This window comes from Oscillibacter valericigenes (assembly GCF_016902445.1).
In the GTDB taxonomy this organism is placed as follows: Bacteria; Bacillota; Clostridia; order Oscillospirales; family Oscillospiraceae; genus Oscillibacter; species Oscillibacter avistercoris.
This window is the reverse complement of the sequence record NZ_JACSNX010000027.1, coordinates 18851-32122: the sequence shown is the minus strand read 5'-3', so window position 1 is coordinate 32122 and position 13272 is coordinate 18851. Positions and strand designations below refer to the sequence as shown.

The window sequence follows — 13272 nt, the reverse complement described above, 5'->3', positions numbered from 1 at the left end:
ATGTTGATAGCTGGGCAATGCACCCCCCATTTCTCTTTTGGTCTTGCCAAAAGAGAAACGGGCCGTGCACGGTCCAAAGAGAAAAAACGCTTTGGTCGCAACTTTGCACGGATGTGCAAAGTTGCTGTACGGGGGTCGGCGTGAGATAGTGCCTGCGGATTCGCGATGGTTCCCCGACGGGCGCGGCGGAGTGCGGTGTAGATTTGACGGCAGATTCCCGCGGCGCAGGCACCGACGAAAATCGGGTTGCAAGGACGCATTTGACCAGTTCCTCTTTCCGCGCGTTCCGCTTCGCTACGCGCTCCCCTGGCGGTCGTAGGGGCCGATGCCCTCATCGGCCCGTTGCACCAACTCCCGCAAGGAACCGCCAGCGGCAGTGAAAATCGGCGCAGCGGGTATCCCAGATTTCCCCGGGCTAGAGGTTTCCCCAAGGACCGGGCGTTTCCGTCCCTGACTGCCGCATGGGACAGCCAACCTTCCCCCGCCGGCGGCAGGAGGTCTGCGCCTGCGCAGACCGACCCGCCGAACATTTTTTCTTTTCCACCGGGCGCGGCGCATTTTCTTTTTGATGTCTCAAAAAGAAAATGGGGGGCGCATTGCCCAGCTGGCAACCCAGCGGTTTCCCCCGTCCGGCAGGACAGCATCGATATGCCCGCATAATGATCAGGAGCGGCGACGAAGTCGCCGCCCCTATTGTGCGCAGAAATGAAATTGTCTCGCAGCGACCTTACCGAGGGATCTCCTCCATGGTAAATGCCTCGATGATGTCGCCCTCTTTGATGTCGTTGAACTTCTCCACGGTCAGGCCGCACTCGTAGTTCTCGGCCACCTCCCGGGCGTCGTCCTTGAACCGCTTCAGGGAGGCCAGAGAGCCCTCGTGGATCACGATGCCGTCCCGGACCACCCGGACGGAGCAGGCCCGGACGATCTTGCCGTCCTGGACGTAGCAGCCGGCCACGGTGCCCACGCTGGAGACCTTGTAGGTCTGGCGGACCTCTGCGTGGCCCAGCACCACTTCCCGGTACTTGGGGGCCAGCATGCCCTTCATGGCCGCCTCGATCTCGTCGATGCAGTCGTAGATGACCCGGTACATCCGCATATCCACGTTCTGGCGCGCCGCGCCGTCCCGGGCTGCGGCGTCCGGCCGGACGTTGAAGCCCACGATGATGGCGCCCGAGGAGGCGGCCAGCATGACGTCGGACTCATTGATGGCACCCACGCCGCCGTGGATGACACGGACGCTCACCTCGTCGTTGCTGAGCTTTTCCAGGGAGGCCTTCACCGCCTCCACGCTGCCCTGGACGTCGGCCTTGACGATCAGGGCCAGCTCCTTGCGCTCGCCGGCCTGGATCTGGTCGAACAGATTCTCCAGGGAGACCTTCTGCACCGGAGCGGCAGCCTTGGCGCGGGCCTCGGCCTTCCGCTGTTCCACCAGCTCCCGGGCCATGCGCTCGTCAGCCACGGCAAAGAAGGGACTGCCGGCCTCGGGAGCCTCGGACAGGCCCGCGATTTCCACGGGCACGGAGGGGCCGGCCTCGGTGAGGCGGGTGCCCTTGAAGTCCATCATGGTGCGGACGCGGCCCACGGCGGTGCCGGCGATGATGATGTCGCCCTGCTTCAGCGTACCGTTCTGCACCAACAGGGTGGCCACAGGGCCGCGGCCCTTGTCCAGCCGGGCCTCGATGACGGTGCCCTTGGCGGACCGGTTGGGGTTGGCCTTCAGCTCCGCCATCTCGGCGGTGAGGGTCACCATCTCCAGCAGATTCTCGATGCCGATCTTCTGTTTGGCGGAGATCTTGCAGCAGATGGTGTCGCCGCCCCAGTCCTCGGGCACCAGGCCGTACTCCGTCAGCTGCTGGAGCACCCGGTCCGGGTTGGCATTCTCCTTGTCGATCTTGTTGATGGCCACGATGATGGGGATATTGGCGGCCTTGGCGTGGTTGATGGACTCCACGGTCTGGGGCATGATGCCGTCGTCCGCCGCCACCACCAGGATGGCGATGTCCGTGATCATGGCGCCCCGGGCACGCATGGAGGTGAACGCCTCATGGCCCGGCGTGTCCAGGAAGGTGATGGGCTTGCCGTTCACCTGCACCTGATAGGCGCCGATGTGCTGGGTGATGCCGCCGGCCTCGCCGGCCGCCACGGAGGTGTGGCGGATGGTGTCCAGCAGGGAGGTCTTGCCGTGGTCCACGTGGCCCATGACCACCACCACAGGAGCCCGGGGGACCAGATCCTCCGGCTTATCCTCGTGGTCGTCGATCAGCCGCTCCTCAATGGTGACGGTGACCTCATGCTCCACCTTGCAGCCCATCTCCTCGGCGATGATGGCCGCGGTGTCGAAGTCGATGATCTGGCTGAGGGAGGCCATGACGCCGTTTTTCATCAGGCACTTGACCACCTCGGCGCCGGTCTTCTTCATGCGGCTGGCCAGCTCGCCCACGGAGATCTCGTCGGGGATCATCACCTTGACGGGGGCCTTCTTGGCGATCTCCAGCTGGAGCCGGCGCATCCGCTCCGCCTCATCCTGCTTGCGCTTGTTGGAGAAGGTCATGCCGCCCCGGCGCTGGTTGTTGGTGCGGATCTTCTCCTTGCCGCTGCGCTGCTGCCGCTGCATGCGGGCGCCGCGCTCGCCGCCCAGGTCCTCCAGCCGTTCGTCGTACTTGGCCAGGTTCACGTCGCCGCCCTTGCGGGTGTCCACGATCTTCCGCTGGGGCACCCGGGACACCGGCTGCTGCGCTGCGGGCTTTGCCGCGGCAGGGGCGCCGGCCTGCTGCTGGGCAGGCTGCCTGCCGCCCTGGGCATTCTGCGGCACCTTGGCGGCGGGCTGCTTGCTGCCGCCCTGGCCCTGCCCCGGCGCTGCGGACTTGGCAGGCTCCGCCTTTTTGGCAGGGGCCTCCTTGGCGGCGTCCTTGTAGGTATCCGCGAAGATGGTCTGGATGCTGGAGACCTGATTGTGCTGGGTCAAATATTCAAAGATCAGAGAGAGCTCCTGATCCGTCAGCGCCTGCATATGGTTCTTGGGCGTCTCGGCGTATTTCGTCAGGATCTCCGTGATGGTCTTGGTGGGCAGGCCGAAATCCTTCGCCACCTCATGGACTCTGTATTTTTCAATACCCAATCAAAACACCTCGTTCTGCTCCAACCCGAGGGCTGGGAAATTTTATCAGATGGCTGCCGCGGCACCGCGCCGCGGCGGCGCGGGCCGTCAGCCCTCCTTCTTTTTGCGGAAGGAGCCTTTGCCCTTTTTCACCGGGCGGCTGTTGGCGTATGGCCGCGCCTGTGCCTTCGGCTTGGGGCGGGCGTCCCTGGGGGGACGGGATCGATATGGTCTTGCGCCCCGGGACCTGGATGTCTTCGGGGGCTGTTCCGGCGGCGTTTCTGCCGGCGGAGCCGCCTTTTGGACGGGCGGCACCTTCGGCCGCCGCTTTCCCCGGCGGAGATTTTTCTCGTGGGCGGCCTGCTCCGCCCGGCGCTCTGCGGCACGGCGGGCCTTCACGTCCATCCGGTCCGCTGCATCCCGGTACTGCTCCGGGTCCAGCTCTGCCAGCCGGTGCAGCAGGGCGGCGGCCAGGCCCACGTCCGTCACGGCGGCCAAGGCCACGGAGGTGCGGCCCAGGGCCCGGCCCAGCTCCGCCTTGGTGAAGGGGATCTGGAGCCACATGCAGTCGCCGTGGGCGGCGAAGTGCTCGCACCGGCGGCGGGTGCCGTCGGCGGCGTCGGAGGCCAGCAGCAGCACCCGGGCGTCCCGGGCCCGGGCCACGGCCTCCACAGGCTCTTCTCCCACCGCCAGGCGGCCGCCCCGCAGACTGAGGCCCAGCAGGGATAAAATGTTAAGCCGGTCCATCCGCACCTCGCAGTTCTGCCTCCATGGCGTCATAGACCTCCGGCGGGATGGCGGTCTCAAAGGCCCGCTCCAGGGCCCGGGTCTTTCGGGCCCTCTGCAGACAGGCCACGTCGTGGCACACATAGGCGCCCCGGCCGGGCTTCTTGCCGCCGAAGTCCAGGGAGATGGTCCCGTCCGGGGCCTTGACCACCCGCAGAAGGGACTTCTTGTCTTTCATTTCCCGGCAGCCCACGCACTGCCGCTGGGGGATCTTTTTCACTTTCGGCATCTCACAGGCCGCCTTTCTGACAAACTGATCTTACTCCGCGTCGGCGGTGGCCGCTGCGGTCTCCTCCGGGGAGACGGCCTCGTCCGCATCATCCGCAATGACCGGCTCGGCATCCTCGGCGGGCTCTTCCTCGTCGTGATAGCTCTCGGGCTTGATGTCGATCTTGTAGCCGGTGAGCCGGGCCGCCAGGCGGGCGTTCTGGCCCTCCTTGCCGATGGCCAGGGACAGCTGGTCGTCCGGCACGATGACGCGGCAGGCCTTGCCCTCGTCCGCCATCCACACATCGATGACGTCGGCAGGCGCCAAGGCGGCGGCGATGAACTGGGCGGGGTCCTCGCTGTACTTCACGATGTCGATCTTCTCGCCCCGCAGCTCCTCCACGATGCTGCCGACCCGCTGGCCCTTGGGGCCCACGCAGGCACCGATGGGGTCCACGTTCTCGTCGTTGGACCAGACCGCCATCTTGGTGCGGCTGCCGGCCTCCCGGGCGATGGACTTCACCTCCACGGTGCCGTCGTAGATCTCGGGGACCTCCAGCTCGAACAGGCGCTTCACCAGGCCCGGATGGGTCCGGGAGATCAGCACCTGGGGCCCTCTCGTGGACCGGCGGACCTCCACCACGTAGACCTTCACGTGCATACCCTCGGTGAGCTCCTCGCCGGGGACCTGCTCGCCGGCCATCAGCAGCGCCTCGGTAGAGTCGGTGCCGGTGCCGATCCGCAGGGACACGTTGCCGTTGCGGGGATCGATCCGGGTCACCACACCGGTGAGGATCTCGTGCTGCTTGGAGTTGAACTCGTCGTACACCATGCCCCGCTCGGCCTCCCGCAGGCCCTGGATGATGACCTGCTTGCCGTTGCCGGCGGCGATGCGGCCGAACTCCACCGTGTCCACGGGGATATTCACGATGTCGCCCACCTCATACTTGGCGGAGAGCTTCTTGGCCTCCTCGATGGGCATCTCGTTGGCGGGGTCCACGTAGTCCTCTTCCTCCACCACGTTCTTCTGGACGAACATCTTCAGGTTCTGATGCTCCTCATCCACATCCACGATGACGTTCTCCACGTCCGCGTGGTCCCGCTTGTAGGCGGTGGTCAGGGCCTGCACGATCTTCTCCATCATGAAGGACTGGGGGATGCCCCGCTCCTTCTCCAGCAGAGCCAGTGCCGCGAAGATCTCCGCGGGATTGAAGCCTACGGGCTCCTTCTGCTTTTTGCCTTTCATGTGACTGATTCTCCTTGTTGATAAAATACGTCTTGTGGGGACGGCTGATGGCTCAGAATTCCACCCGCAGGCGGACTAGGGCGGTCTCCTTCTTGGGGAAGACCAGGTCCTGCTCGCCAACGGTGACGGTGACGTCGCCGCTGGCCTCGTCATAGCGCTTCAGATAGCCGGCAAACTCCTTCCGGCCCTCCCGGGCCCGGTACAGCTTCACCAGCACAGGACTGCCCAGGAACCGCTGAAAGTCGGAGGGGCGCTTCAGCACCCGCTCGGCGCCTGCGGAGCCCACCTCCAGGGTGTAGCTGCCTTCGATGGGGTCGGCCTCGTCCAGAAGGTCGCTGACCTTCCGGGAGATCTCCTCGCAGTCCAGGATGTCCACGCCGCCCTCCTTGTCCAGCAGGATGCGCAGATACCAGGTGCCGGCCTCCTTGACATACTCCACGTCCCAGAGGGTGCAGCCCTGCTCCGCAATGGCGGGGGCGGCCAATTCGGCGGTCAGTTCCGTGATTTTTTTCATGGGAGGACTCCCTTCTTTTGACAGCTTCAGCAGCATTTGCCTGGCCGAAAAAGGCCAAGAAAAAGAGCGGACCCGCAGCCCACTCCACATACCTTACTCTTCTAACATACGCATCATAGCACAGATATCGGGAAAGCGCAAGCCCTTTCTGGCAGATTCTTTCCTGATTTGGTACAAAAAATCCGCCGGAGCCGCGGTTTTTCCGCAGCTCCGGCCCGGATTCAGCGCCTGCGGAGCCAACTGGCCCCACAGGAGAGCAGAAACAGGAGGAGATCCGCCATGACCACGGAGGCGCCCACCGGCGTGGACAGCGTCCAGGAGGCCATGAGTCCCGCGCAGAAGCAGCACACCGACGTGACGCCGGCACAGACCACCACGCCCCGGAAGCTCCTGAACAGCCGCATGGCCGTCAGCGCCGGGAAGATCACCAGGGAGGAGATCAGCATGGCGCCCATCATCCGCATCCCCACCACGATGGTCAGAGCCGTGAGGATGGCCAGCAGGGTGTTGTACCAGTCTACCCGCAGCCCCGTGGCCCGGGAGAAGCTCTCGTCAAAGGTCACGGCGAAGAGCTTGTGATAGAACAGCACGAACAGCACCAGCACCGCAATGGACAGGGCCGCAGACAGGGCCACATCCCCCCAGGTCATGGCCAGGACGCTGCCGAACATGTAGTTGTCCACATCCGTGGTCATGCCGGTGGTCCGGGAGATGACGATGATGCCGATGGCCAGGGCCGAGGCGCTCATGACGGCGATGGCCGCATCGCTGTTCCACCGGGGGTTGGTGGCAAGGCGCAGCAAAAAGAACGCTGCCAGGATCACCACAGGGATGGAGAAGTACAGGGGCGTGAATCCCAGGGCCACAGCGATGGCCAGGGCCCCGAAGGACACATGGGAGAGGCCGTCTCCGATCATGGAGTAGCGCTTCAGGACCAGGGACACTCCCAGCAGCGCGGCGCAGAGGCTCACCAGCGTCCCGGCGATCAGGGCCCGCTGCATGAAGGGATAGGTCAGCATCAGGGTCAGGCTCATTCCTCCACCTCCCGGAACCGCCGCCCCTGGGGGGAGGCCAGATAGGCATCCACCGTGCCCAGGAAGAAGCTGCTGCGGCCGATGTGCAGCACCGTCCGGGCGCTGTGCAGGGCGGCCTTCAGATCGTGGGTCACCATCACCACCGCCATGCCCTCCTTCTGATTCAAATAGGAGAGGGTCTTGTACAGATCCTGGGCGGCGGCGGGGTCCAGGCCGGTGATGGGCTCGTCCAGGATTAGCAGACTCCTGGCGGCGCACAATGCCCGGGCCAGCAGCACCCGCTGCTGCTGCCCGCCGGAGAGGTCCCGATAGCAGGCGTCCTTCAGCTCCAGGATCCCCAGCTTGCCCATGTTCATCAGGGCCGCGGACTTCTGGGCGGCGGTGTAGAAGAACCGCAGCCCCTTCTGGTTCAGGCAGCCGGAGAGCACCACCTCATACACGGTGGCTGGGAAGTCCCGCTGGGCCCGGGTCTGCTGGGGCAGGTACCCCACGGCCCCCTGCCGCAGCTCCGGCGCCCGGAGGATCTCGCCGCTCTGGGGCGTCAGCAGCCCCAGCAGGCCCCGCAGCAGGGTGGACTTGCCGGAGCCGTTGTCCCCCACGACGCACAGGTAGTCTCCCGCCCGGATGGTGAGGTCCAGGTGGGTCAGGACGCTCTGCCCCTCATAGCCCAGGGACACGTCCCGGCAGACGATCAGCTCATTGGGCTCCATGGTCCGCCTCCTCTCCGGCACAGACGTCGCACACGCCGGAGAACAGGGTCCCCCGGGGATCGATGCGGAAGTGGTGGGCCTTTTCCAGATGGTCATACAGGGCCTGGAGCTGGGTGCAGTCCACATGGCGGATGCGGCCGCACCGCTCGCACTTGAGAAGAAAGCAGTCCCGGTGGCCCTGGGACTGGTGGCCGCAGTACTGGTACAGGGCGCCGTCCTCGGTGTTCACCTTGTGGACCGCCCCGGCGGCCTCCAGCTTTTCCAGCTGGCGGTAGATGGTGGCCAGGCCCACCGGGCAGCCCTCCCGGCGCAGATCCTCTGCCAGCTCGGCGGCGGTGCAGGCGGCTTCGCCCCGGGCCTCCAGGCAGCGGAGCACGGCCTGATGCTGTTTCGTGCTGTATGGCATGCAATGCCTCCTCAATTTGAAAATGATTATCGTTCTCATATTATAAACGCCGCCGGAAAAAAGTCAAGACCGGTTGCAAAAGTCCGGCAAATAGGGTATGGTAAAGGCAGCGGATACGGTTGCGCCGTCGGGCGCAAATTTTTAAAAACATTAGGAGAGTATCGAATGAAAATCTCACTGGTCATCATGGCGGCGGGCCTGGGGTCCCGCTACGGCGGCAGCAAGCAGGTGGACGGTATCGGGCCCCACAACGAGATCCTGATGGAGTACTCCATTTATGACGCCATCCGGGCGGGGTTCAACAAGGTGGTGTTCATCATCAAGCCGGAGATGGAGGCGATGATGCACCGCCTGTGCGGGGACTATCTGGCAAAGCGGACCGCGCTGGACGGAACGCCTGTGGAGGTGGCCTACGCCTTTCAGGACTTTTCCTCCGTGCCGGACTTTTACCGGATCCCGGCGGAGCGGACCAAGCCCTTCGGCACGGTCCACGCCCTGCTGTGCGCGGCGGACGTGGTCCATGAGCCCTTCTGCGTCATCAATGCCGACGACTACTACGGCATCGACGCCTACCGCACCATCTACCAGGAGCTGGTGAAGCTGCCGGCGGAGGGGAAGGCCACCATGGTGGGGTATCTCCTGAAAAACACGGCCAGCCTCCACGGCACGGTGTCCCGGGGCGTGTGCCGGGTGGAGAACGGCAGGCTCCGCGCCATCCGGGAGGCCCTGAAGATCCAGCTGTATCCCGACGGCTCTCTGAAGGACTTGGCGGAGGATGTGGACCTGTCCCCGGAGACGGTGGTATCCATGAACTTCTGGGGCTTTGCCCCCAGCATCTTCCCGGCCCTGCGGGACTACTTCGAGAACTTCCTCCGCACCGAGGCCGGGGACAACATCAAGGCGGAGTGCCTGCTGCCGGTGATGGTGGGGGATCAGCTGAAGCAGGGGGCGCTGGAGGTCTCCGTCCTCCACTCTGCGGACAAGTGGTTCGGCATGACGTATCACGAGGACCGGGAGATCGTGGCGGAGGAGCTGAAAAAGCTCCACGCCCGGGGGGACTATCCCGACAGCCTGGAGCAGTAAAAACGGGCGATGCCCGAAATCGAGCGCCGCAGCCAATCAGGCTGCGGCGCTTCTTCAAAGATGCGGGATCACCGGATGCAGTCCACGACGGCCTCATAGACCCAGATGAGACTGGGCAGCGTCAGCAGGCTGCAGGCCATGGTCACCACGCCGATGAGACTGGCCTCGTCGGCGTCCTTATCGTAGAGCTGGGCGATCTGGGTGACCACCACGCCGGTGGGGGCGCCGGCCCCCAGCAGGGTGATCAGCACGATCTGCCGGGCGCCGGGCAGCAGGGTGTCCAGCCGCAGCAGCAGAAAGACGGCCATCATCAGCAGGGGATAGAGGACCAGGCGGTTCAGCGTCACCACGGCCACCCGGGCGATCCGCCGCAGATCCAGGCGGGTGATGGTGGCGAAGGAGATGCCGATGGACAGCATACTGGTGGAGCCCAGGGCGTCCCCCAGGGTCTCCACCGCCTGCCCCGCTACGCCGGTGAACCGGATGTTGGCGCAGAAGAGCACAAATCCCACCGCCATGGCCAGCACGTTCAGATTGCCCAGGGCCTTTTTGAAGTTGATGCGGGGAGCGCCGCAGATGAGGCTCTCCCCATGGGTCCACACAAAGACCTGCAGAGCTCCCATGTAGGCGCAGGTGTAAAACAGCCACTCCTGCCCCATGGAGGCCGCCACCAGCGGCATCAGCAGATTTCCGCTGTTGGAGTAGATCATGGAGGCCCGCTCCACCGGGGAGAAGGCCAGCCGCCCCCCGGCGTACAGCCGGGTGATAGAGATGAACGCCGCGTGGGAGAGGGCGGCCCCCAGCAGCGCCAGCAGCAGGCCCAGCAGTCGGTCCACAGAAAAGTCCACCTGGAAGGCGTACAAAATGGCGCAGGGGCGGATGACCGCCACGATGACCTGGGAGAGGCCCTTGCCGGCGGTGGCCGGCAGGATCTTGATCTTCACGGCGGCGAAGCCGACGGCCAGCATCAGAAACATCTTCACGATCTGCTGGAAAAAGAGCACATTCATCTCCGACATGACAGCACCTCTGAAAACGCCCCGGCATATCCGCCGGAGCGCCGTGGTTTTGATAACAGGATTTTAACACAAACGGAGCCAATGTCCAAGAAAAAAATAAGGCAGGCCCGCCGCTGTGTGCGGCGGGCCTGCTATTTTGCCGGAGCCCGGCGGGCCGGCCTACAGGAAGAACTCCACCACATACAGCCGGGTGCCGGCGCTGTTCACCAGCAGGTACAGCCGGTTTCGGTCATCCGAGGGATGATCGGCGGTGAAGACGCCGCAGTCGGCAAAGTCGGGCCGCTGGTCCGCCGGGACGGACAGATCGTCTAAGATCTCCGTCACTGGGTTCTCGGCGGAGGGGAGCGGCGTGGCCTGCTCCGCCAAAGCCTGTTCCAGCCGGCCGTCCCCGGCGTACTCCAGAACGTGATACCGCTCCCCGTCCCCGTGAAAGCTGGCACCGCTGTCGGTCTCATACAGGCAGCCCTGGCTGGTGGGCAGATCCAGCTCCCAGTTGAGGTTGACCGTCCGCATATAGTCACCAGCAGTCTGCAGGAAGGACACCGCCAGCAGAACGGCCAGCACCGGGAGGGCCAGAAAGAAGCCGGTCAGAGTTCGGAACATTGGGGGACCTCCTTCTCCGCCAGGCGGCAGACAGCGGATGAGATTGCAGACGGCACGGCGCTCTCCATCCGGTCATAGGCGGTCTTGTAGCCGATCAGATAGAACGTACCGGCGATCAGGACGCCGCAGAGCAGCAGGCAGATCCAAAACAGCACCTTCTGCCGGTTCATGAAGCATTCCTCCCCTCCGGCGGCGTGTCCGCCGCCAACTGTGTCCAGAGGGCGTCATCCCCCTGCCAGATCCCCTCGTAGGGCTGCTCCAGACAGCAGCCGTCCTCCGTCTGATAGACATAGAGGACGCTCCAGCCGGGGGAATCTCCCGTGCCCAGCTCGACCCTGACAGCGCCTGGCTGGCCCGGAGCGTCCTGGGCGCTCTCCCGGCCGGTGGGAGCGGCCTCCGCCGCCTCCGTCAGAAATGATTGGATCCACGCCGGATCCCGGTGGAGCGTCACCGCTCCGCCGGCCGTCACCCGGACGGCGGTGACCTCTGACGCATCCGGCAGGATCAGGGTGTCCGCCCCGCCGCAGGCCGCCAGCGACAGGACCAGCAGCAGGCCGCAGGCGGCCCATGACAGATGAAGTTTCATGTCAGCGCACCTCCCTTATGTGCCGTTCCGGCTGGCCAGCCAGGCCGAGAGGTTCCAGGTCCGCCAGTCGGCGCAGTCCGCCCGGGCTTCGGCAAGCCGCTGGTCGACCAGATGCCCCAGCGAAAAACTGCCGCTGCCACACCGGAAGATCTCGGACTGGTCCAGCCGCCGCAGCTGAGACAGGGTGTCATAGGAGAGGTCATAGAGCAGATACTCCACATCCAGCGCCGCACTCTCCCCGGCCAGATACCGGTCCACCTGGTCCCTCGCCACCAGGCAGTCCACCGGCACGCAGTTGATGACCAGCCACCCCGCCAGGGCCAGAGGGAACACCACCCGGCAGAACCGGAAGTCCGGCCGATGGACCTTCCAGGCCGCCGCCAGCAGGAAGGCCGCCATCATCCCCATGCCCCAGTAGGTGAGGAACCGTTTGAAGGACAGGCCGTAGGCCTCCACGTACAGCGTCATCCGCACACCGGCGGAGACCAGCAGCACCAGACTCTCCGCCGTCAGCAGGGCGGAGAGGAACCGCACCGCCCGCCAGGCGGCGCCGGTCCGCCGGGACCACTGGACCGCCGCCAGCAGCAGGGAGAGATTGAGGACCGTCACACCCACCATCTGGAAGAAGCCGCTTCGGGCCCACTCCGCGTAGGACAGGCCCTTTTGGGCCAGATATTCCGAACCGCCGAAAAGCCCGGCGGACTGGATGCCCAGAAACAGCAGGTACAGCGCCGCCACCGCCGCCAGTACAATGGCAAAGCCCAGTCCGTCCACCGTGCGGGGAGGCTTTTCCGCCTGCTGCTTCAAGGGCGTGGGACGGCGGAGAAAGTACAGCAGGCCGAAGAAGAAGGGCGTCATCACCGCGGCCACAATGGTCTTCCACACGGCGTCCGAAAAGTGGAGGGACAGGAAGGACCGCAGGTCCGCTGTGGCGGCGGCGAACAGCGCGTCGGCGGAGGCCAGCACCGGAACCAGAACCGCCAGCAGGATCACGGCGCCTGCGGTGCCCAGCACCAGAGGCAGGATGCGCCGGGCGGAGCTGTCCCGCTTTTCCGGCAGAAGGGCGGCAACGGCAGCCCACAGGTGGCCGAACAGCCCCCACAGCAGCAGGCAGAACCGCTCCCACAGCATGGCGGGGCGCCACCAGGGCAGCCGCTGCCCGCCGGAGAGACCCACGGCGTGGATGGGCAGCAGCGCCAGCAGGGCCAGCAGGTTCCACACGCGGAAGTACCAGTTGGAGCCCAGGGCCAGCGTGGCCGCCAGCACCAGGTTTGTCGCCAGCAAAAACCGGCTTTCCCCAGCGATCAGCAGCTTGCGCCCCTGACAGACGGTCAGCAGGGCGTACCAAGCGCAGACGGCGGCGGTGAGCCCGGCGGTGGGGCCAGTCTCCAGCAGCGTGTTCACCAGCAGGAGACAGAAACCGAAGGTCAGCGGCAGCAGCAGCCGCTCACGGGGCGACAGAGAGACGATTTTTTCCAAATTTTGAGCAGGCTTCGCCGGACCCTCCGGCGGGAGGGCGTTTTTCTCTTCACTCATATGAGATTCTCCTTTTACACTGTCCGCTCAGCAGGGACAGGCTCTTGCGGTTTTAAGGGGGACTTGGGCGGGATGCACACCAGGGGCAGCGGAAGCAGATACAGCAGGAGGGACGGCCAGATGCAGCTGCCCAGGGTCCCCAGAAGGCCAGAGGGCGGAACGGAGCACGGTGATGTGCGGCAGCAGAATCAATGCGGCGATGCCAGGACAGAACAGCTCCAGGCGGGAGCGGTCATTCATCCGGCACATATTCCAGAATGTCCCCCGGCTGGCAGTCCAGGGCGGCGCAGATGGCCTCCAGGGTGGAGAAGCGGACGGCCTTGGCCTTGTTGTTTTTCAGAATGGACAGGTTCGCCAGGGTGATGTCCACCTTCTCCGACAGCTGGGAGAGGGTCATTTTCCGCTTGGCCATCATCACGTCCAGATTCACTACGATCATGCC

Annotated in this window: 15 protein-coding genes; 1 reads left to right on the top strand and 14 read right to left on the bottom strand. The window is 65.0% G+C overall.

Annotated features, from left to right (window positions below):
- Window positions 1-727: 727 nt before the first annotated feature.
- The 8 genes from infB to H9X91_RS12640 form a co-directional block, all read right to left on the bottom strand.
- A complete protein-coding gene (gene infB, locus H9X91_RS12675) occupies window positions 728-3121 on the bottom strand; it encodes a translation initiation factor IF-2 (RefSeq protein ID WP_204805533.1) in 2394 nt (797 codons plus the stop codon).
- Between the two features lie 87 nt (window positions 3122-3208).
- Window positions 3209-3847: a 50S ribosomal protein L7 gene (locus tag H9X91_RS12670; protein ID WP_204805531.1), complete on the bottom strand. Its 639-nt coding sequence runs from the start codon at window positions 3845-3847 to the stop codon at window positions 3209-3211.
- Window positions 3834-4115, bottom strand: a complete 282-nt coding sequence (gene rnpM, locus H9X91_RS12665; RefSeq protein WP_204805529.1) for an RNase P modulator RnpM — start codon at window positions 4113-4115, stop codon at window positions 3834-3836. The genes H9X91_RS12670 and rnpM overlap by 14 nt, the downstream gene beginning before the upstream one ends.
- A 30-nt stretch (window positions 4116-4145) precedes the next feature.
- Window positions 4146-5339, bottom strand: coding sequence for a transcription termination factor NusA (gene nusA / locus H9X91_RS12660; RefSeq protein ID WP_204805527.1), 1194 nt, complete (start codon window positions 5337-5339; stop codon window positions 4146-4148).
- A 52-nt stretch (window positions 5340-5391) separates the two neighbouring features.
- Window positions 5392-5853, bottom strand: a complete 462-nt coding sequence (locus H9X91_RS12655; RefSeq protein WP_204805525.1) for a ribosome maturation factor RimP — start codon at window positions 5851-5853, stop codon at window positions 5392-5394.
- Between the two features lie 221 nt (window positions 5854-6074).
- A complete protein-coding gene (locus H9X91_RS12650) occupies window positions 6075-6887 on the bottom strand; it encodes a metal ABC transporter permease (RefSeq protein WP_204805523.1) in 813 nt (270 codons plus the stop codon).
- On the bottom strand, window positions 6884-7597 hold the full coding sequence (locus tag H9X91_RS12645; protein WP_204805521.1) for a metal ABC transporter ATP-binding protein: 714 nt from the start codon (window positions 7595-7597) through the stop codon (window positions 6884-6886). Before H9X91_RS12645 ends, H9X91_RS12650 begins: the two co-directional genes overlap by 4 nt.
- Complete coding sequence (locus H9X91_RS12640) at window positions 7584-8003, bottom strand: Fur family transcriptional regulator (protein WP_204805519.1); 420 nt, start codon at window positions 8001-8003, stop codon at window positions 7584-7586. The genes H9X91_RS12645 and H9X91_RS12640 overlap by 14 nt, the downstream gene beginning before the upstream one ends.
- 165 nt (window positions 8004-8168) lie before the next feature.
- On the opposite strand from H9X91_RS12640, the gene H9X91_RS12635 reads away from it, so the two are divergent.
- The gene (locus H9X91_RS12635; protein ID WP_204805518.1) at window positions 8169-9086 is read left to right on the top strand and encodes a nucleotidyltransferase family protein; all 918 of its coding nucleotides are present in this window, start codon (window positions 8169-8171) and stop codon (window positions 9084-9086) included.
- 68 nt (window positions 9087-9154) lie between these two features.
- Here the strand turns inward: H9X91_RS12635 and H9X91_RS12630 are convergent, their stop codons facing one another.
- The 6 genes from H9X91_RS12630 to H9X91_RS12605 form a co-directional block, all read right to left on the bottom strand.
- Window positions 9155-10105: an AEC family transporter gene (locus H9X91_RS12630; protein ID WP_204805517.1), complete on the bottom strand. Its 951-nt coding sequence runs from the start codon at window positions 10103-10105 to the stop codon at window positions 9155-9157.
- Window positions 10106-10264: 159 nt separating this feature from the next.
- Window positions 10265-10708, bottom strand: a complete 444-nt coding sequence (locus H9X91_RS12625) for a hypothetical protein (RefSeq protein ID WP_204805516.1) — start codon at window positions 10706-10708, stop codon at window positions 10265-10267.
- A complete protein-coding gene (locus H9X91_RS12620; RefSeq protein WP_204805515.1) occupies window positions 10693-10878 on the bottom strand; it encodes a hypothetical protein in 186 nt (61 codons plus the stop codon). The genes H9X91_RS12625 and H9X91_RS12620 overlap by 16 nt, the downstream gene beginning before the upstream one ends.
- Entirely contained in the window at window positions 10875-11294 is a 420-nt protein-coding gene (locus H9X91_RS12615; protein WP_204805514.1) for a DUF5301 domain-containing protein, read from the bottom strand. The genes H9X91_RS12620 and H9X91_RS12615 overlap by 4 nt, the downstream gene beginning before the upstream one ends.
- Window positions 11295-11309: 15 nt before the next feature.
- The gene (locus H9X91_RS12610; RefSeq protein WP_204805513.1) at window positions 11310-12830 is read right to left on the bottom strand and encodes a DUF4153 domain-containing protein; all 1521 of its coding nucleotides are present in this window, start codon (window positions 12828-12830) and stop codon (window positions 11310-11312) included.
- 232 nt (window positions 12831-13062) lie between these two features.
- Window positions 13063-13269 carry a helix-turn-helix domain-containing protein gene (locus H9X91_RS12605; RefSeq protein ID WP_204805512.1) on the bottom strand — a complete coding sequence of 69 codons (207 nt, stop codon included), beginning with the start codon at window positions 13267-13269 and terminating at the stop codon, window positions 13063-13065.
- Between the last annotated feature and the right edge of the window lie 3 nt (window positions 13270-13272).

What these genes read in the sequence shown, in the direction of transcription:
- H9X91_RS12615 (WP_204805514.1), bottom strand. Translation starts at nt 11,294, where the DNA reads ATGAAACTTCATCTGTCATGGGCCGCCTGCGGCCTGCTGCTGGTCCTG.
- H9X91_RS12630 (WP_204805517.1), bottom strand. Translation starts at nt 10,105, where the DNA reads ATGTCGGAGATGAATGTGCTCTTTTTCCAGCAGATCGTGAAGATGTTT.
- nusA (WP_204805527.1), bottom strand. Translation starts at nt 5,339, where the DNA reads ATGAAAGGCAAAAAGCAGAAGGAGCCCGTAGGCTTCAATCCCGCGGAG.
- H9X91_RS12625 (WP_204805516.1), bottom strand. Translation starts at nt 10,708, where the DNA reads ATGTTCCGAACTCTGACCGGCTTCTTTCTGGCCCTCCCGGTGCTGGCC.
- H9X91_RS12650 (WP_204805523.1), bottom strand. Translation starts at nt 6,887, where the DNA reads ATGAGCCTGACCCTGATGCTGACCTATCCCTTCATGCAGCGGGCCCTG.
- H9X91_RS12610 (WP_204805513.1), bottom strand. Translation starts at nt 12,830, where the DNA reads ATGAGTGAAGAGAAAAACGCCCTCCCGCCGGAGGGTCCGGCGAAGCCT.
- H9X91_RS12655 (WP_204805525.1), bottom strand. Translation starts at nt 5,853, where the DNA reads ATGAAAAAAATCACGGAACTGACCGCCGAATTGGCCGCCCCCGCCATT.
- H9X91_RS12670 (WP_204805531.1), bottom strand. Translation starts at nt 3,847, where the DNA reads ATGGACCGGCTTAACATTTTATCCCTGCTGGGCCTCAGTCTGCGGGGC.
- H9X91_RS12640 (WP_204805519.1), bottom strand. Translation starts at nt 8,003, where the DNA reads ATGCCATACAGCACGAAACAGCATCAGGCCGTGCTCCGCTGCCTGGAG.
- rnpM (WP_204805529.1), bottom strand. Translation starts at nt 4,115, where the DNA reads ATGCCGAAAGTGAAAAAGATCCCCCAGCGGCAGTGCGTGGGCTGCCGG.
- H9X91_RS12620 (WP_204805515.1), bottom strand. Translation starts at nt 10,878, where the DNA reads ATGAACCGGCAGAAGGTGCTGTTTTGGATCTGCCTGCTGCTCTGCGGC.
- H9X91_RS12635 (WP_204805518.1), top strand. Translation starts at nt 8,169, where the DNA reads ATGAAAATCTCACTGGTCATCATGGCGGCGGGCCTGGGGTCCCGCTAC.
- H9X91_RS12605 (WP_204805512.1), bottom strand. Translation starts at nt 13,269, where the DNA reads ATGATCGTAGTGAATCTGGACGTGATGATGGCCAAGCGGAAAATGACC.
- H9X91_RS12645 (WP_204805521.1), bottom strand. Translation starts at nt 7,597, where the DNA reads ATGGAGCCCAATGAGCTGATCGTCTGCCGGGACGTGTCCCTGGGCTAT.